This is a genomic window from Pseudomonas sp. MIACH (assembly GCF_001269925.1).
In the GTDB taxonomy this organism is placed as follows: Bacteria; Pseudomonadota; Gammaproteobacteria; order Pseudomonadales; family Pseudomonadaceae; genus Aquipseudomonas.
Window position 1 is genome coordinate 1 of record NZ_LHVO01000065.1, and the last position, 17085, is coordinate 17085.

Below are 17085 nucleotides of genomic sequence, written 5' to 3' on the forward strand. Positions count from 1 at the left end.
GGTGTGTCAGTCAAAGATGTACTGACACACCGCTATCGGGAGCAAGCCCCCTCCCACAATTGATCTTCATCTCACTTTGGATTGTTAGTGGTTTTAGAGCGCTCGGCTGTTGATCGCCCTGCGCAACGCCACCAACCATTTCACCAGCTCCTGCGGATCAATCGGTTTCGCTTTGTTCATTGTTCATTCCCTCGAAACACAGACCCCTCAACCATAGCCGTCACCCGCCAACCCCGCGAATCCGGGGGTTATCTTTTTGGGTGATATCAATATGCTATTTCGGTATTTAAATTTTACTTTTTATACCTTTAAAGTTCGCGCTACCCGGCGTTACCCACGCTGGTTCGGACGGCGCCCGCCGCATTACCCCTGCGGCGTCATGGACTCAAGATGACCTTCGATTTCGCTTTTATCCTCAGCACCCTGCCGGCGTTTCTGAAAGCCGTGGGCGTCACGCTGCAAGTAGGCCTGATCGCCATCGCCACCTCCCTGCTGGTGGCGCTGATCAACGCCGCGCTGCTGGTGTTTCGCACGCCGTACCTGTCGCGCCTGGTGGCGCTCTATGTGGAGCTGGCGCGCAATACGCCGCTGCTGATCCAGCTGTTTTTCGTGTACTTCGCCTTGCCGGCCCTGGGGTTCAATATCTCCGGGTTCTGGGCGGCGATCATCACCATGACCTTCCTCGGCGGGGCCTACCTCACCGAAGTGCTGCGCGCCGGTGTGGAAGCGGTGCCGCTGGCGCAGATCGAGTCGGGCAAGTCCATCGGTCTGTCGGATTGGCAACTGCTGCGCCATGTGATCCTGCCCCAGGCCGGCATCCTCAGCCTGCCGGCGTTGTTCGCCAATTTCATCTTCCTGCTCAAGGAGACCACCGTGGTCTCTGCCGTGGCGGTGCCGGAGATTCTCTACACCACCAAGAGCTACATCGCCCTCTACTACAAGACCTACGAAATGCTCGCCGTGCTGACGCTGATTTGCGTGCTGTTGTTCTTGCCGCTGTCGCTGCTGCTCAGCCGCCTGGAAAGGAGGCTCCAGCATGGCCAGTTCGGGTCTTGAGTTGTTGTGGGTGTCGTTGCCGCAATTGGGCAAGGGCGCTGCGCAAACCCTGTCAATTTCGTTTTTGAGCATCGCCTTCAGTACGGTCGGCGGCGTGTTGTATGGCGTGCTGCGCACCTTGAACAACAGACTGATCAACGCGGTGCTGCGGGTTTACCTGGAGCTGTTCCGGGCGATTCCGGTGTTGGTGTGGTTGTACCTGCTGTTCTTTGGCCTGCCGATCTTCTTTGGCCTGAGCATCCCCAGTTTCTGGTGCGCGGTGCTGGTGCTGTCGTTGTGGGGCGCCAGCGAAGTGGGTGAAGTGGTACGCGGCGCGCTGCATTCGCTGCCCCGTGGCCAGCGCGAAGCCGGCCTGTCGATTGGCTTGTCCGACCCGCAGTTGTACGGCTACGTGTTGCTGCCCCAGGCCCTCAAGCGCATGACCCCGCCGACCATCAACGTCTACACGCGCATCATCAAGACCAGCTCCCTGGCGGTGCTGATCGGTGTCGTGGACGTGATCAAGGTCGGCCAGCAAATCATCGAGCGCACCTATGAGTCCGTGTTGATCTACGGCGTGCTGTTCCTGTTTTTCTTCTTTATCTGCTACCCGTTGTCGGCCGCCTCCAAGGTGCTGGAACGGCGCTGGGCCCAAGCATGAGCGCATTGATCGAGTTCCAGGGTTTCAACAAATTCTTCGGCGACCAGCAGGTGCTCAAGGGCATCGACTTGAGTGTGCAAAGCGGCGAAGTGGTGGTAATCCTCGGCCCCAGCGGCTGCGGCAAAAGCACCTTGCTGCGCTGCCTCAACGGCCTGGAAGTGGCCCATAGCGGCAGCCTGCGGTTTGCCGGCAAAGAGTTGTTGGATAAAGCCACCGACTGGCGCCAGGTGCGCCAGGACGTGGGCATGGTGTTCCAGAGCTACCACCTGTTCCCGCACATGAGTGTGCTCGACAACATCCTGCTCGGCCCGCTGAAAGTGCAAAAGCGCGAGCCGCGCGAAGCCCGCGCGCAGGCCGAGCAACTGCTGGCGCGCGTCGGCCTGGCGGACAAGCGCGACGCCTTCCCGCGCCAGCTCTCCGGCGGCCAGCAGCAACGCATTGCCATCGTCCGCTCGCTGTGCATGAACCCCCAGGTCATGCTGTTCGATGAGGTCACCGCCGCCCTCGATCCGGAGATGGTCAAGGAAGTGCTGGAGGTGATCCAGGGCCTGGCTCGCGACGGTATGACCCTGCTGATCGTCACCCACGAAATGGCCTTCGCCCGCGCCGTCGCCGACCGCGTGGTGTTTATGGAGGCCGGTCGCATCCTCGAACACAACACCCCCGAAGAATTCTTTACGAACCCGCAAACCGCACGCGCGCAGCAGTTCCTGGAGAAGTTCTCCTTTGTCTCAACACTGCCCAAGAAAACCAAGGAACTGGAGCTGCTATGAAAAAGTTACTGCTGCCACTGTTGGCCGTCGCCTTACTGGCCGGCTGCGATAAAAAGGCCGAAGAGCCTGCTAAACCTGCTGCCGCCGTGAGCTACCTCGACAAGATCAAGGCGCGCGACAAGCTGATCGTCGGCGTATTCACCGACAAACCACCGTTTGGCTTTGTCAACGAAGCCGGGCGCTACGTCGGCTTCGATACCGATATCGGCCGTCAATTCGCCAAGGACCTGCTGGGCGATGAGAACAAAGTCGAATTCGTCGCCGTCGAGCCGGCCAGCCGTATTCCGTTCCTGCAAAGCGACAAGGTCGACCTGATCCTCGCCAACATGACCGTGACGCCCGAGCGCAAGGAAGCGGTGGACTTCACCAACCCCAACCTGAAAGTCGCGGTGCAGGCCCTGGTGCCCCAGGACAGTTCGGTGAAAAGCCTGGATGACCTGGCCACCCGCACCACCATCGTCACCACCGGTACCACTGCCGATATCTGGCTGACCAAGAACCACCCGGACTGGAAACTGCTGAAGTTCGAGAAAAACTCCGAGTCGCTGCAAGCGCTGTCGGCCGGGCGTGGCGATGCCTATGCGCAAGACAACCTGGTGCTGTTCAGCTGGGCCAAGCAGAACCCAGGCTACCGCGTGCTGGAACAGAAGCTCGGTGACGAAGCGCCCATCGCCCCGGCGGTGAAGAAGGGCAATATCGAACTGCGTGACTGGGTGAATGCCGAGTTGGCGAAGTTGGGTGAGGAGAAATTCCTGCTCAAGCTGTATGACCAATATGTGCGCAAAGAGCTGAGCGATGACACCAAGCCCGAGAGTGTGATTGTTGAAGGCGGGAAGTGGCAGGGCTAGTTCTGCGCTGACTGTTATGCCGCTATCGGGAGCAAGCTCCCTCCCACATTTGAATGTATTCACACGTCACATGTGCGAGAGGACTTGCCCCCGATGAGGCCGGTGACCCCCCCCTCAATACGCCTTCCCCATGCAGATAAGGAACCCTGATCTAAGCTCACAGTCGCATACACACTGGCACATCGCATCGCGCACAAGGAGTCTGCATGGGCGGTCGTATTTCCATCTGTATCGTCGGTTTGGGTTTAGTGGTGTTGCTGAGCGCTTGCGGCCAGGAAAACGCCGAACCCAAGCAGCATTCCCGAGTATTTGTGCAAACCGTGCAACCCGCGGATTTCGCCGCGGCCGTCACGCTGACCGGGGATGTGCAGGCGCGCGTGCAAACCGACTTGTCCTTCCGCGTGGGCGGCAAGATCATCCAGCGCATGGTGGATGTGGGTGACCGCGTGACCGCCAGGCAAGTGCTGGCCAGGCTCGATCCCAAGGATTTGCAGACCAACGTCGATTCCGCCCAGGCCCAGGTCGTGGCCGAACAGGCGCGGGTCAAGCAAACCGCCGCCGCGTTTGTGCGCCAGGAAAAACTCCTGCCCAAGGGCTACACCAGCCGCAGCGAGTACGACTCCGCCCAGGCCGCGCTGCGCAGCAGCCAAAGTGCCCTGGCCGCCGCGCAGGCCCAGTTGGCCAATGCCCGTGAACAACTCGGCTATACCGCCCTGGTTGCGGATGCGCCGGGGGTGATCACCGCGCGCCAGGCCGAAGTCGGTCAGGTGGTGCAGGCCACCGTGCCGATTTTCAGCCTGGCCACCGATGGCGAGCGCGATGCGGTGTTCAACGTCTATGAATCGCTGCTGGTAGAACCGCCACCGGATGCGCCGATCACCGTCAGCCTGCTGGATAACCCCAGCATCAAGACCGTGGGTAAAGTGCGTGAAGTCACCCCGGCCGTGGCCGCCAATACCGGCACGGTGCAAGTGAAGATCGCTCTGCAATCCCTGCCCCAAGGCATGCGACTCGGTTCGGTGGTCAGCGCCACCGCCAATGGCCCGGCCAAGCCGAGCATCGAGCTGCCCTGGTCGGCGTTGACCAAAGACCTCAACGAGCCGGCTGTATGGCTGGTGGACGGCGAGGGTAAAGCGCAACTGCACAAGGTCAGCGTGGCGCGTTACCTCACCGGCAAAGTGATTATTGCCGACGGCCTTAAAGGTGGCGAAAAAGTCGTGGTGGCCGGTGGGCAATTGCTGCACCCCGGCATGCTGGTCGAGATCGCCCAGCCAGGAGGCCAGCCATGAAACGCCTGACGGTTGTACTTGCCGCCAGCCTGTTGCTGATGGCCTGCTCCAAGGAAGAACCGGCGCCCGAGCCCGTGCGCCCGGTGCTGTCCATGGAGGTGAAGTCCGAAGACCAGGAAACCCTCGGCCGCTTCGCCGGCACCATCCAAGCTCGCTACGAAAGCAACCTGGGCTTCCGCGTGCCCGGTCGCATCGCCCGGCGTGCCGTGGATGTAGGTGCCGAAGTGGACAAGGGCGCCTTGCTCGCCGTGCTCGACCCTACCGACCAACAGAACCAATTGCGCGCCGCCCAAGGCGATTTGGCGCGCGTGCAGGCACAGTTCATCAATGCCCAGGCCAATGCCCGTCGCCAGCAGGAGCTGTTCAACCGTGGGGTCGGCGCCCAGGCCCAGCTGGATGTGGCCCAGACCGACCTGAAGACCACCCAGGCCTCCCTCGACCAGGCCCAGGCTTCGGTCAACCAGGCCAAGGATCAGCTCAACTACGCCGAGCTGCGCACCGACCACGCCGGCATCGTCACTGCCTGGAATGCCGAGGCCGGCCAGGTGGTGAGCGCCGGTCAGCAAGTGGTGACCCTGGCGCGCCCGGACATCAAGGAAGCGGTCATCGACCTGCCCGCCGGTCTTGCAGAGCGCCTGCCGCCGGATGTGGTGTTCCTCGTCGCCGGGCAACTCGACCCCAGCGTCAACACCACCGCCACCGTGCGCGAGATCGAACCCCAGGCCCAAAGCGCCACGCGCACCCGTCGCGCGCGCCTGACCCTGGCCGAAACGCCCCCCGCGTTCCGCCTCGGCACGGCGATCAGCGTGACCTTGAGTTCGGCCATCGCCCCACGCATCGAGTTGCCCCTGAGCGCCTTGCAGGACGTCGACGGCAAGCCCCGCATCTGGATCCTCGACACCCAAAGCCAGACCGTGCAACCGCGCGACATCACGGTGCTTAGCCGTGACGCGGACAGCGCCTTGCTCAACGGCGGTGTCAAACCCGGCGAACGTATCGTCACCGCCGGCGTGAACAGCCTGAAACCTGGGCAAAAAGTCAAAATCGACGAGGACAGCCCGCGATGAAAGGGAGCTTCAACTTATCCGACTGGGCCCTCAAGCATCAGTCCTTCGTCTGGTACCTGATGTTCGTCGCGCTGCTGATGGGCGTGTTCTCCTACATGAACCTGGGCCGCGAGGAAGACCCCTCGTTCACCATCAAGACCATGGTGATCCAGACTCGCTGGCCGGGCGCGACCCAGGAAGAAACCCTCAAGCAGGTCACAGACCGCATCGAGAAAAAACTCGAGGAACTCGACTCCCTCGACTACGTGAAAAGCTACACCCGGCCGGGTGAATCCACGGTGTTCGTGTTCCTCAAGGACACCACCAGCGCCAAGGCCATCCCGGAGGTCTGGTACCAGGTCCGCAAGAAGATCGACGACATTCGCGGTAGCTTCCCCCAGGGCTTGCAGGGGCCGTCATTCAACGACGAATTCGGTGATGTGTTCGGCTCGGTGTACGCCTTTACCGGCGACGGCCTGTCGATGCGCCAGTTGCGCGACTACGTGGAGCAGGTGCGCGCCGAGATCCGTTCGGTGCCGGGGCTGGGCAAGGTCGAGATGATCGGCCAGCAGGACGAAGTGATTTACCTGAATTTCTCTACGCGCAAATTGGCGGCCCTGGGCATTGACCAGCGCCAGGTGGTGCAGAGCCTGCAATCGCAGAACGCGGTGACCCCGGCGGGGGTGATCGAGGCCGGGCCGGAGCGGATTTCGGTGCGCACATCCGGGCAGTTTGCTTCGGAGAAAGACCTGGCCGACGTCAATCTGCGCCTCAATGACCGCTTTTATCGCCTGGCGGACATCGCCGAGATCAGCCGTGGCTACGTCGACCCGGCGCGGCCGATGTTCCGCTTCAACGGCAAGCCGGCGATTGGCTTGGCCATTGCCATGCAGAAGGGCGGCAACATCCAGTCGTTCGGTAAGGCACTGCACACGCGCATGGACGAACTGACCGCCGACCTGCCGGTGGGCGTCGGTGTGCATAAGGTCTCCGACCAGGCCGAAGTGGTGGAAGAGGCCGTCGGCGGCTTTACCAGCGCGCTGTTCGAAGCGGTGATCATCGTGCTGGTGGTGAGCTTTATCAGCCTCGGCATGCGCGCCGGGCTGGTGGTGGCGTGCTCGATTCCGTTGGTGCTGGCGCTGGTGTTCGTGTTCATGGAATACAGCGGCATCACCATGCAGCGCGTGTCGCTGGGGGCGTTGATCATCGCCCTCGGCCTGTTGGTGGACGACGCGATGATCACCGTGGAGATGATGATCACGCGCCTGGAAAAAGGCGAAACCAAGGAGCAGGCGGCGACCTACGCCTACACCTCCACGGCATTCCCGATGCTCACCGGTACCCTGGTGACCGTCGCGGGTTTCGTGCCGATTGGCCTCAACGCCAGTTCGGCGGGGGAGTACACCTTCACCCTGTTCGCGGTGATCGCCGTGGCGATGCTGGTGTCGTGGGTGGTGGCGGTGCTGTTTGCGCCGGTGATTGGCGTGCATATCCTCAGTGCCAAGGTCAAACCCCACAGCGCCGAGCCGGGGCGCATCGGCCGCGCGTTCAATGGCGGCATGCTATGGGCCATGCGCAACCGCTGGTGGGCCATCGGCATCACCGTGGGCCTGTTCGTGGCGTCGGTGTTCTCCATGCAGTTTGTGCAGAACCAGTTCTTCCCGTCGTCGGACCGCCCGGAAATTCTCGTCGACCTCAACCTGCCGCAAAACGCCTCGATCAACGAGACGCGCAAGGCGGTCGACCGTCTGGAAGCGATCATCAAGGACGATCCGGACATTACGCGCTGGAGCACCTATATCGGCCAGGGCGCGATCCGTTTCTACCTGCCCCTCGACCAGCAACTGGAAAACCCCTACTACGCGCAGTTGGTGATCGTCAGCAAAGGCCTGGAAGAGCGCGGCGCCCTGATTGCGCGCCTGCAGAAGCTCCTGCGTGATGACTTCGTGGGTATAGGCAGTTTTGTGCAACCACTGGAAATGGGCCCGCCGGTGGGACGTCCGATCCAGTACCGCGTGTCTGGCAAAGACACCGACCAGGTGCGCAAGCACGCCATCGAACTGGCGACCCTGCTGGATCAAAACACTCACCTGGGCGAGATCATCTACGACTGGAACGAGCCGGGCAAAGTGCTGCGCATCGACATTGCCCAGGACAAGGCGCGCCAACTCGGGCTGTCATCCGAAGACGTGGCGCAGTTGATGAACAGCGTGGTCAGCGGTGCGTCGGTGACCCAGGTGCACGACGACATCTACCTGATCAACGTGGTCGGCCGCGCCGAGGACGCCGAGCGCGGCACCCCGGAAACCTTGCAGAACCTGCAGATCGTCACGCCCAACGGCACCTCGATCCCGCTGCTGGCCTTCGCCACCGTGCGCTATGAGCTGGAGCAGCCGCTGGTGTGGCGTCGCGACCGCAAGCCGACCATCACCATTAAAGCGTCGGTACGCGATGAGATGCAGCCGACCGACCTGGTCAAGCAACTCAAGCCGGAGATCGACAAATTCAGCGCCGGCCTGCCGGTGGGCTACAAGGTCGCCACGGGCGGCACCGTGGAAGAAAGCGGCAAGGCCCAGGGCCCGATTGCCAGCGTGGTGCCGCTGATGCTGTTCCTCATGGCGACGTTCCTGATGATCCAACTGCACAGCGTGCAGAAGATGTTCCTGGTGGCCAGTGTCGCGCCGCTGGGGCTGATCGGCGTGGTGCTGGCGCTGATCCCCACGGGCACGCCCATGGGCTTTGTGGCGATCCTCGGTATCCTGGCGCTGATCGGCATCATCATCCGCAACTCGGTGATCCTGGTGACGCAGATCCACGAATATGAAGTGGCCGGCTACACGCCGTGGGACGCGGTGGTGGAAGCCACCGAGCACCGGCGCAGGCCGATCCTGCTCACGGCGGCTGCGGCGAGCCTGGGCATGATCCCGATTGCCCGGGAAGTGTTCTGGGGGCCGATGGCCTACGCGATGATTGGCGGCATCATCATCGCCACCTTGCTGACGCTGTTGTTCCTGCCGGCGCTGTATGTGGCCTGGTACAAGATCCGCGAACCAAAGCAGAAGCAACAGGAAAACCACGGTTAAAAATGTGGGAGGGGACTTGCTCCCGATGGCGGTGGGTCAGCAAAAAATATTTGTCTGACCCACCGCCATCGGGAGCAAGTCGAATCGTCGCACCGCCCCCCCACAATTGATCTCAGCTGGGCATTTGAGACGTGGGAAATTTCCGCAAGTGAAGCCTGTTGCCCCGGCCAATCATTGAGTGCTTTACCCTCCGGCCTCCACCTCTCAACGGTCGCCTGCCATGAACCGTATGCGTCATACCTTACTGATCTGCTGCTTGTTCCTGTCGCCCCTGGCCTTTGCCAGCACCGTATTGGAAAACCCGTTGTGGCGAGTCGAACTCGACCCGACCACCCTCGCCATCCGTGTGACACCCAGTGGCCTGCCCCAGGTGCAAGCCTCCAACGGCGTAGCGGCGCGTGCCGTCAGTCAACTCGCACAAAACGCGCAACAGGTCAGTTGGCAATGGGACGACGGTGCCTATCGCCTGACCGCCAGCCTTGAGCAGCGCGACCTGGTGCTGTCGATCACGGCGCGGGAAACCGGTGAGCTGCCGATTCTTCTGCAACCGGCGAGCGCCATGGGCCGAGGGTTGATGTGGCCGTTGGCCGAAGGGCATTACGTGCCGGCCGGCAATACCATGTGGAGCGCCTTCCTGGTGGCCCAGGGTGACATCAACACCACCCAGGACCTCAGCCTGCCGCTGTGGGGCGTCGATCACGGCGCCTTCACCCTCAACTGGCTGCTGACCAATCCCTATAACAACCGCCTGCGCTGGCGGGGCCAGGCGTTGTCGCTCGCCCATGAGTTCACCTCGCTCGGGCCTGCCGCACCCATGACCCTGCTGTTGCACCTGGGTGAAAGCGATCCGCTGGCCGGGGCCAAGCGCTATCGCCGATGGTTGGTCGAGCAGGGGCGCTATGAACCCCTGGCAGACAAGCTGCAGCAGACCCCTGGGGCTGAGAAGCTGCTGGGCGCCAGCCATGTCTACCTGTGGGGCAATGACCTGCTGGCGCCCGAGGATGTGCGTGATTGGCCGCTGTTGCTCCAGCGCTTGCGCGCTCATGAACTCAGAGACCTGTTGGACAAGGACTCCGCAGCGGTGCTGGCGCAGCCCCGCGCCTTGAATCGCTACGAGCAAAGCGTGCTGTTGCGCGGCCTCAACGCCGCGATCAACAGGAAGGCCCGGCAGAGTTGGCAGGTGGACGAGCCCGATATGACCCGCCTTGCCGCGCGCTACGGCGAGTTGCGTCGCGAATTGGCCGTGGACTTTGCCGGTGCTCTGCGCGATAGCCCCGGCACTTGGGGCAGCCAGGTGGTACAGACGCTGCGCGACGCCGGGCTGCCGCGCTTGATGCTGACCCTGGGCGAAGGCTGGGAAGGCGGACTCTGGCACCCCGAGACCATCCGCGCCGGTGTCGACGCCGGCTACCTGATGGCGCCCTACGACTCCTACCAAACCGCGCTGTCCGCTACCGAAAACCCCGACTGGACCACCGGCCACCTGGGCAGCCAGGCTTACCGCGCCTGCGCCATCGTGTTGACGGACGGCACACTCAAGACCGGCTTCCAGCAGTCCGGCCACTACACCGACCCGCGCTGCGTGCGGCCTCTGCTGGAGGCGCGGGTGAAAGCCGTGCAGGCCAGGGCCGGCTTCAACGCCTGGTTTCTCGATGCGTACGCCACCAGCATGGTGTTCGACAGCTACCGCGACAGCGCACCGATGACCCAGGCGCAAAACGCCGAAGGCAATATCGATGCATCCCGTTGGCTGAATACCACGCTGCAATTGCCGACCGGCTCCGAAGACGGTAACGCCATCACCGCCCAAGGCATCCTGTTCGCCCACGGCATGCAAACCCCGGTGCTGGGCTGGGGGGATCGCGACATGACCCAGGACAAACAGTCGCCCTACTACGTGGGCAACTGGTATCCGCCGGAGCAACCGGCGGTGTTCTTCAAGTCGGTGCCGTTGAACGAGCCGTTTCGCACCCTCTACTTCGACCCGACGCTGCGCCTGCCGCTGTATCAGGCGGTGTTCCATGGCTCGGTGATCACCACCCATCACTGGCTGTTCGACAGCCTCAAGCTGAGCAATGTGCGGGCTGAAAATGAGCTGACCCAACTGCTCTACAACGTGCCGCCGCTGTATCACCTGAGTGCTGCGACGCTCAAGGCGCGGCTGCCGCTGATCCAGCGCCAGGATCGATTTTTCCGACCGCTGCATGAGCGCCTGGCCACCCAGGCGATGACCGGGTTTCGCTGGCTGACGGCGGATCGGCAGGTGCAGGAAACCACGTTTGCCGATGGCACGCGGTTGGTGGCGAATTTTGCCACCGGGTCGAGAGAGGGGTTTGCGGCAAGGAGTGTGACAGCGGTGGTGGATGGGACATCGGTGGTGTATCAGGTGCAGTAGTGGTGTGTATCAGTCCGTCATCGGGAGCAAGCCCCCTCCCACAGGGGAATGCATTCCAAATGTGGGAGTGGGCTTGCCCAGACTTAAACCTTGCGCCAAACGCTGGCCAACCAAGGCTGCTGATCCCGAGGCAATCCCGCCGGCCGGTAGTAATGCTCCAACTCTTCAAACCCCGCCGTCGTCAGCAATGCCTGCCACGCCTTCAAGTCGTGATAAGAGCCATACCTCGGCCCATTCCAGCCTTCCTGGTTCTCACCCCGTGGATTGGAACTGAACAGCGCACCGCCAGGCTTCAGCGCCCCATGCAGTTGCTTGAGTACACGCGGCAGTTCCTGCTTGGGGATATGAAACAGCACCGCATTGGCAAAGATCCCGTCAAAGCGTTCAGCCGGTAAATCCAGCTTGAGAAAGTCCTGCTGCAACACCTCACAGCCACTGTCTTCCCTTGCCATCTGCGCAAACCGCTCGGAGCCGTCCAGGCCGACGGCGATATGCCCCATGCGCGTAAAGGTCTGCAAATCCCGCCCCGGCCCGCAGCCGAAATCCAGCACGGTAAAGGGCGGCGTGCCCTGGATATGCCGCAGCAGCGCGTCGATGTTCTGGCTCACATCGTGATCGCGGGTGCCGTCACGAAAGCTCTCGGCCACGCTGTTGTAGTGGCCGAGAGTGGTGGAGGTGATCTGGTCGAGGTCGTCGGGCTTGAGAGGCATGGGGCTTAATACCGGGCGCTGAGATCGCCCGACTATACCTCACCTCTTGTTGAGCACCCGCGCCAACCGATCACCACCCAACTGGATCACCGCCACCAGGATCACCAGCAGCACAATCACCGTGAGCATGATCTGCGTGTCAAAACGCTGGTAGCCGTAGCGATAGGCAATGTCGCCCAAGCCGCCCGCACCAATCGCCCCGGCCATGGCCGACGAGTTGATCATGGTCACCAGGGTGATGGTGAACCCGCCGACAATCCCCGGCAGCGCTTCGGGCAGCAGTACATGCCAGATGATGTGCCAGCGCCGGCAACCCATGGCCTGGGCGGCTTCGATCAGGCCGTGGTCGACCTCGCGCAGACTCACTTCGGCGATCCGCGCGAAGAACGGTGTGGCGGCGATAGTCAGCGGTACGACCGCCGCCCACACGCCATAGGTGGTGCCGACGATCAGCCGCGTGAACGGGATCAGCGCCACCATCAGGATCAGGAACGGAATCGAGCGGAACAGATTGACGAACGCCCCCAGCACCCGGTTCAGCGCCGGTGCCTGGTAGATGCCGCCTTTGTCGCTGGTCACCAGAAACACCGCCAGCGGAATCCCCACCAGCAAGGCGATCAACGACGACACGCCGACCATCAACAAGGTGTCGATGGCGCCTTGCACTAAACGATCAAACCACATAGCCCAGCACCTCCACCTGTTGTGCCCAGTTCGCGGCGCGGTTGCGCAGTTCTTCGGTGCTATGGGGCGAGCCATTCACCGCCAGCAGCAGTTGCCCCAAGGCATGCCCCTGGATCCGTTCGACACCGCCCTGCAGTAAGCGCACGCGCCCGCCGAGGGCGCTGAACAGCGCGGCCAGGTCCGGTTCATCGCTGGCACTGCCGGTGAGCTGCAAGCGCAACACCACGGCGGCATCCGTCGACACTGGCGTGGGTCGTAGGCGGCTTTGCAATTCTTCCGGCAGCCCATGTTGCAGCGGCGCCAGCAGGGTCTTGCTGACCTCGTGCTGTGGGTTGCCAAACACTTGCCACACCGGGCCTTGCTCGACGATGCGCCCGTGTTCCAGCACCACCACGCGGTCGCAGATGTCGCGGATCACCGCCATCTCGTGGGTGATCAAGACGATGGTCAGGCCCAGGCGCCGGTTGATCTCGCGCAGCAGACCGAGGATCGATTGGGTGGTCTCCGGGTCAAGGGCTGAGGTGGCTTCATCGCACAACAGGATCTGCGGGTCGTGCACCAGCGAACGGGCGATGCCCACGCGCTGTTTCTGGCCGCCGGACAGCTGTGCGGGGTAGGCCTTGTGCTTGTCCTGCAAGCCGACCAATTCCAGCAATTCGCGCACTTTTTGCTCACGCTGGGGCTTGGGCACGCCGGCGACTTTCAGCGGCAATTCGACGTTCTGCCACACGGTCTTGGCCGACATCAGGTTGAAGTGCTGGAAGATCATGCCGATACGCCGACGCAGCGCCACCAGGTGGTCTTCGTCGAACTCGCCGATGTCTACCTGATCGATCAACACCCGGCCACTGCTGGGCTGCTCCAGGCGGTTGATGGTGCGGATCAGCGACGACTTGCCGGCGCCGCTGCGGCCGATAATGCCGAACACTTCACCGTGCTGGATCGCCAGGTCGATGCCTTGCAAGGCATGCACGCCGCCGTCGTAGGTCTTGCCCAGGTTGATAAAACGCACGTGCGCGCGGTTCAGGTCCGGGTGAAGTTCTGTCTGCTCGGCGTCCCTGGGCGGTGAACCCAGGTCGCGCAGTTGAGAGTGGGCGGCGGTCATTTTTTATCTTCCCAACCGACTTGGTACAACTTGCCGAGGGATTTATCCAATGCAGCGCGTACCACTGGCGAGTGCTGGTAGATGTCGACGAACTTGATCACGCGCGGGTCGGTTTTGCTCTTGGGCTGGATCACGAACTGGATCACGTATTCCGGGTGGTCGAGGCCGTCAAACAGCAGCGCCGACTCGGCATCGAAGGTCTTGGACAGGCGGATGTAGGCCGGGTAGCCCTGCACCAGGTCCGCATCGTCATAGGCGCGCACCAGCTGCACGGCCTCGACTTGCAGGATCTTGATCTTCTTCGGGTTGGTCACGATGTCTTCTTCGGTGGCCTTGTAGCCCACGCCCGGCTTGAGGGTGATCAAGCCGGCCTTGGCCAGCAGTTGCAGGCCGCGACCGCTGTTGATCGGGTCGTTGGCAATCGCCACGCTGGCGCCTTGGGGCAGGTCGTTGATGCTTTTGTACTTTTTCGAATACAGGCCGACGTTGTTGATGATGCCCGGCGCGTACGGCACCAGGTCAAAACCGGCGGCGGCCTTGGCGTTTTCCAGGAACGGGATGTGCTGGAAGTAGTTCACGTCGATATCGCCAGCGGCCAGGCTGACGTTGGGCGCGATCCAGTCGGTGAACTCCACCAGCTCGACTTTCAGGCCTTGCTTGCCGGCTTCGGCGACTGCGGCTTCCAGGGGGATCGCGAAGGCGGCAGTGGTGCCGATTTTCAACGGGGTGTCGGCGGCGAATACGGCCGAGCTGAACAACCCGAAGGCCAGGGCCAGTGCTTTGACTGGGTTATTGAGGAATGTCTTTTTCATAGTGGATTTCCAGTCATAAGGTATTAGGACAAACAATGCAGATCCAATGTGGGAGGGGGCTTGCTCCCTCCCACCTTTTTTGTTCAGTGGCGGTAGGTCGAGCCGGTGTGTTGTTCGGGTAAGCGAGCACTGGCGTGGAAGACTTTTTCGCGCAGCGTGCCGGTCTCATAAGCGGTCTTGTACGAGCCCCGTCGTTGCAACTCCGGCACCACCAGGTCGATAAAGTCCACATAGCTTTCCGGCGTCACAATGCGCGTGAGGTTGAAGCCATCCAGCCCGGTTTCGCTGATCCAGGATTCCAGCTCGTCAGCGACCTGTTCGGGCGAGCCGACCAGGGTGATATAGCGCCCGCCGAGGGCGTGCTGTTCGAGCAATTTGCGCCGGGTCCAGTCGTTGTTTTGCAGGTTCTTGGTGGCCGACTGGATCGCGTTGCTCTTCACGTACTGGATCGGTTCGTCGATTTCGTATTGGGAAAAATCAATCGCGGTGGACGCCGAAAAGTGCGCCACGCCGGCCTCCGCGCTGGCATAGCTCAGGTACTCGGCATGCTTGGCCCAGGCCAGTTCTTCGGTGGCGCCGACGATCACGTTCAGCCCCATGAACACCTTGATGTCATCCGGGTTGCGCCCGGCCTCGACCGCACTGGCGCGCACCTTGTCCACCTGGACCTTGGTCGCGGCCTTGTTCTGCCCGCTGATAAACACGCACTCGGCATGGCGCCCGGCAAACAGCAAGCCACGGTCCGAACTGCCGGCCTGGAACAGCACCGGCGTACGCTGCGGCGACGGCTCGCAGAGGTGATAACCCTCCACCTGGTAGAACTCGCCGTGATGCTCGACCTTGTGCACCTTGCCCGGCTGCGCATAGACCCGCGCCTGCGGATCGTTGAGCACCGCGTCGTCTTCCCAGCTGCCTTCCCAGAGTTTGTAGAGCACTTCCAGGTATTCATCGGCCTGGTCGTAGCGCCGGTCATGCTCGACCTGTTCGGTGAGGCCCATGGCCTTGGCGGCGCTGTCGAGGTAGCCGGTGACGATGTTCCAGCCCACCCGGCCACGGCTCAGGTGGTCGAGCGTGGACATGCGCCGGGCGAACAGATACGGCGGCTCATAGGTGAGGTTGGCGGTAAGGCCGAAGCCGAGGTTTTTGGTCACGGCGGCCATCGCCGAAACCAGCAGCAGCGGGTCGTTGACCGGCAGCTGGATCGACTCCTTGAGCGGCACATCAATCGAGTTCTGGTACACGTCGTACACGCCGACGATATCGGCGATGAACAACCCGTCGAACAGCCCGCGCTCCAGAATCTGTGCGAGTTCGGTCCAGTACTCGATGCTTTTGTATTGGGTGGACGTGTCCCGTGGATGGGTCCACATGCCGTGGTTGATATGCCCGATGCAGTTCATGTTGAAGGCATTGAGCAGGATCTTTTTCTTTGCCATCAAATGGTCCCCCGCAGTGGCGGGTTTTCTGCGTTGAGGTAGTAATTGCCTACCGCGTGGTACTTCCAGCGCACCGGGTCGTGCAGGGTGTGCACGCGGGCGTTGCGCCAGTGGCGGTCGAGGCCGTGCTCGGCCAGGGTGGCCTGGCTGCCGGCGAGTTCGAACAGGGTGCTGCCGGCGGCCAGGGAAATCTCGGTGCTCAAGGCGCGCACTTCAGCGACGGCGATGGACGCGGCGGCAACGGTCTCGGCATTGCTGTCGGCCTGGGCGCGGTCGAGGAATTCACCCGAACGCTCCAACAAGGCTTCGGCGGCGTGCAGGCGAATGCTCAGGTGGCCGAAGCTCTTCAGGGTCAGTGGGTCTTCGGTGGCTTTGTCGTTGCCGGAATCGATCCACGGGCGGGTCTTGGTGCGTACAAAGTGCAGCGCATCTTCAAAGGCGGCGCGGGCGATGCCGGTGTCGATGGCGGCGTGAAGAATCTGCGCCAGCGGGCCGACGGTGGTCGGGCGCTCGAAAGCGCTCTGGAACGGGATCACGTCTTGCGCCGCGACCCACACGTTATCGAACACCACCGAGCCGCTGCCGGTGGTGCGCTGGCCGAAGCCGCTCCAGTCGTCGATGACCGTCAGCCCCTCGCTGTCGCGAGGGACAAAGGCCAGTTGCTGCACGCCGTGTTCATCCACCACCGAGGTGGGGATGCGCTGGGCGTAGATCGCGCCGGTGGCGTAGAACTTGCGGCCGGTGATGCGGAAGCCGTCGCCGTCGCGGGTGATGGACGTAACACGGTCGTGGGCGGTCTTGGTGCCCAGTTCTGCCAGGGCGTTGCCGAAACGCTGGCCGGCGAGTACTTCGGCGTACAGGCGTTGTTGCTGTTCAGGGCTGCCATTCACGCGCAGCACTTCGAGGGCATAGAAATGGTTTTGCGGAATCTGGCCCAGGGAGGCATCCGCCTGGGCGATGAGGGCAATGACCTTGGCCAGGGTGACGTTGGACACGCCGGCACCGCCGTATGCTTTGGGCACGCTGATGCCCCACAGGCCGGAGCGCGAGAACACGTCCAGTTCGGGCAGCGGCAGGCGGCGTTCGCGGTCGCGCTGGGCGCTGTCGCGGCGGAAGTCTTCGGCCAGGTCGCTGGCGACAATAAGGGCTTGTTCGTCGCTGGTAATAACCGCGACACGGTGAGAAAGGGTCATGAGTTTCTCCAGAGG

General features: G+C 62.4%; 14 protein-coding genes. 8 read left to right on the forward strand and 6 right to left on the reverse strand.

The annotated features are described in order from the left end of the window. Positions 1-390: 390 nt before the first annotated feature. From AD670_RS28995 to AD670_RS29030, 8 genes are all read left to right on the forward strand, one after another. On the forward strand, positions 391-1056 hold the full coding sequence (locus AD670_RS28995; protein WP_003187615.1) for an amino acid ABC transporter permease: 666 nt from the start codon (positions 391-393) through the stop codon (positions 1054-1056). Further along, a complete protein-coding gene (locus AD670_RS29000; RefSeq protein WP_033898855.1) occupies positions 1037-1696 on the forward strand; it encodes an amino acid ABC transporter permease in 660 nt (219 codons plus the stop codon). Before AD670_RS28995 ends, AD670_RS29000 begins: the two co-directional genes overlap by 20 nt. Next, on the forward strand, positions 1693-2469 hold the full coding sequence (locus AD670_RS29005; RefSeq protein ID WP_053140207.1) for an amino acid ABC transporter ATP-binding protein: 777 nt from the start codon (positions 1693-1695) through the stop codon (positions 2467-2469). The genes AD670_RS29000 and AD670_RS29005 overlap by 4 nt, the downstream gene beginning before the upstream one ends. Then, the gene (locus tag AD670_RS29010) at positions 2466-3317 is read left to right on the forward strand and encodes a transporter substrate-binding domain-containing protein (RefSeq protein WP_053140210.1); all 852 of its coding nucleotides are present in this window, start codon (positions 2466-2468) and stop codon (positions 3315-3317) included. The genes AD670_RS29005 and AD670_RS29010 overlap by 4 nt, the downstream gene beginning before the upstream one ends. 206 nt (positions 3318-3523) lie before the next feature. Next, entirely contained in the window at positions 3524-4606 is a 1083-nt protein-coding gene (locus AD670_RS29015; RefSeq protein WP_053140213.1) for an efflux RND transporter periplasmic adaptor subunit, read from the forward strand. Continuing rightward, positions 4603-5673 (forward strand): efflux RND transporter periplasmic adaptor subunit, encoded by a 1071-nt coding sequence (locus AD670_RS29020; RefSeq protein WP_053140216.1) that lies wholly within the window; start codon positions 4603-4605, stop codon positions 5671-5673. The genes AD670_RS29015 and AD670_RS29020 overlap by 4 nt, the downstream gene beginning before the upstream one ends. Continuing rightward, on the forward strand, positions 5670-8735 hold the full coding sequence (locus tag AD670_RS29025; RefSeq protein WP_053140219.1) for an efflux RND transporter permease subunit: 3066 nt from the start codon (positions 5670-5672) through the stop codon (positions 8733-8735). Before AD670_RS29020 ends, AD670_RS29025 begins: the two co-directional genes overlap by 4 nt. A 220-nt stretch (positions 8736-8955) precedes the next feature. Continuing rightward, the gene (locus AD670_RS29030) at positions 8956-11130 is read left to right on the forward strand and encodes a glycoside hydrolase (protein ID WP_053140222.1); all 2175 of its coding nucleotides are present in this window, start codon (positions 8956-8958) and stop codon (positions 11128-11130) included. 83 nt (positions 11131-11213) lie between these two features. Here AD670_RS29030 and AD670_RS29035 read toward each other — a convergent pair whose 3' ends face one another. The 6 genes from AD670_RS29035 to AD670_RS29060 form a co-directional block, all read right to left on the reverse strand. Continuing rightward, complete coding sequence (locus AD670_RS29035; RefSeq protein WP_053140225.1) at positions 11214-11840, reverse strand: bifunctional 2-polyprenyl-6-hydroxyphenol methylase/3-demethylubiquinol 3-O-methyltransferase UbiG; 627 nt, start codon at positions 11838-11840, stop codon at positions 11214-11216. Between the two features lie 39 nt (positions 11841-11879). Next, the gene (locus AD670_RS29040; protein ID WP_016974994.1) at positions 11880-12524 is read right to left on the reverse strand and encodes a methionine ABC transporter permease; all 645 of its coding nucleotides are present in this window, start codon (positions 12522-12524) and stop codon (positions 11880-11882) included. Next, a complete protein-coding gene (locus tag AD670_RS29045; protein ID WP_053140228.1) occupies positions 12514-13629 on the reverse strand; it encodes a methionine ABC transporter ATP-binding protein in 1116 nt (371 codons plus the stop codon). The genes AD670_RS29040 and AD670_RS29045 overlap by 11 nt, the downstream gene beginning before the upstream one ends. After that, on the reverse strand, positions 13626-14441 hold the full coding sequence (locus AD670_RS29050) for a MetQ/NlpA family ABC transporter substrate-binding protein (RefSeq protein WP_053140231.1): 816 nt from the start codon (positions 14439-14441) through the stop codon (positions 13626-13628). Before AD670_RS29050 ends, AD670_RS29045 begins: the two co-directional genes overlap by 4 nt. An 83-nt stretch (positions 14442-14524) precedes the next feature. Next, positions 14525-15877 (reverse strand): LLM class flavin-dependent oxidoreductase, encoded by a 1353-nt coding sequence (locus AD670_RS29055; RefSeq protein WP_053140234.1) that lies wholly within the window; start codon positions 15875-15877, stop codon positions 14525-14527. Then, positions 15877-17070: an SfnB family sulfur acquisition oxidoreductase gene (locus AD670_RS29060; protein WP_053140237.1), complete on the reverse strand. Its 1194-nt coding sequence runs from the start codon at positions 17068-17070 to the stop codon at positions 15877-15879. The genes AD670_RS29055 and AD670_RS29060 overlap by 1 nt, the downstream gene beginning before the upstream one ends. Positions 17071-17085 lie beyond the last annotated feature (15 nt).

Bases quoted from the DNA above. Each gene is read 5' to 3' on its own strand.
- AD670_RS28995 (WP_003187615.1), top strand. From the start codon at position 391: ATGACCTTCGATTTCGCTTTTATCCTCAGCACCCTGCCGGCGTTTCTG.
- AD670_RS29000 (WP_033898855.1), top strand. From the start codon at position 1,037: ATGGCCAGTTCGGGTCTTGAGTTGTTGTGGGTGTCGTTGCCGCAATTG.
- AD670_RS29005 (WP_053140207.1), top strand. From the start codon at position 1,693: ATGAGCGCATTGATCGAGTTCCAGGGTTTCAACAAATTCTTCGGCGAC.
- AD670_RS29010 (WP_053140210.1), top strand. From the start codon at position 2,466: ATGAAAAAGTTACTGCTGCCACTGTTGGCCGTCGCCTTACTGGCCGGC.
- AD670_RS29015 (WP_053140213.1), top strand. From the start codon at position 3,524: ATGGGCGGTCGTATTTCCATCTGTATCGTCGGTTTGGGTTTAGTGGTG.
- AD670_RS29020 (WP_053140216.1), top strand. From the start codon at position 4,603: ATGAAACGCCTGACGGTTGTACTTGCCGCCAGCCTGTTGCTGATGGCC.
- AD670_RS29025 (WP_053140219.1), top strand. From the start codon at position 5,670: ATGAAAGGGAGCTTCAACTTATCCGACTGGGCCCTCAAGCATCAGTCC.
- AD670_RS29030 (WP_053140222.1), top strand. From the start codon at position 8,956: ATGAACCGTATGCGTCATACCTTACTGATCTGCTGCTTGTTCCTGTCG.
- AD670_RS29035 (WP_053140225.1), bottom strand. From the start codon at position 11,840: ATGCCTCTCAAGCCCGACGACCTCGACCAGATCACCTCCACCACTCTC.
- AD670_RS29040 (WP_016974994.1), bottom strand. From the start codon at position 12,524: ATGTGGTTTGATCGTTTAGTGCAAGGCGCCATCGACACCTTGTTGATG.
- AD670_RS29045 (WP_053140228.1), bottom strand. From the start codon at position 13,629: ATGACCGCCGCCCACTCTCAACTGCGCGACCTGGGTTCACCGCCCAGG.
- AD670_RS29050 (WP_053140231.1), bottom strand. From the start codon at position 14,441: ATGAAAAAGACATTCCTCAATAACCCAGTCAAAGCACTGGCCCTGGCC.
- AD670_RS29055 (WP_053140234.1), bottom strand. From the start codon at position 15,877: ATGGCAAAGAAAAAGATCCTGCTCAATGCCTTCAACATGAACTGCATC.
- AD670_RS29060 (WP_053140237.1), bottom strand. From the start codon at position 17,070: ATGACCCTTTCTCACCGTGTCGCGGTTATTACCAGCGACGAACAAGCC.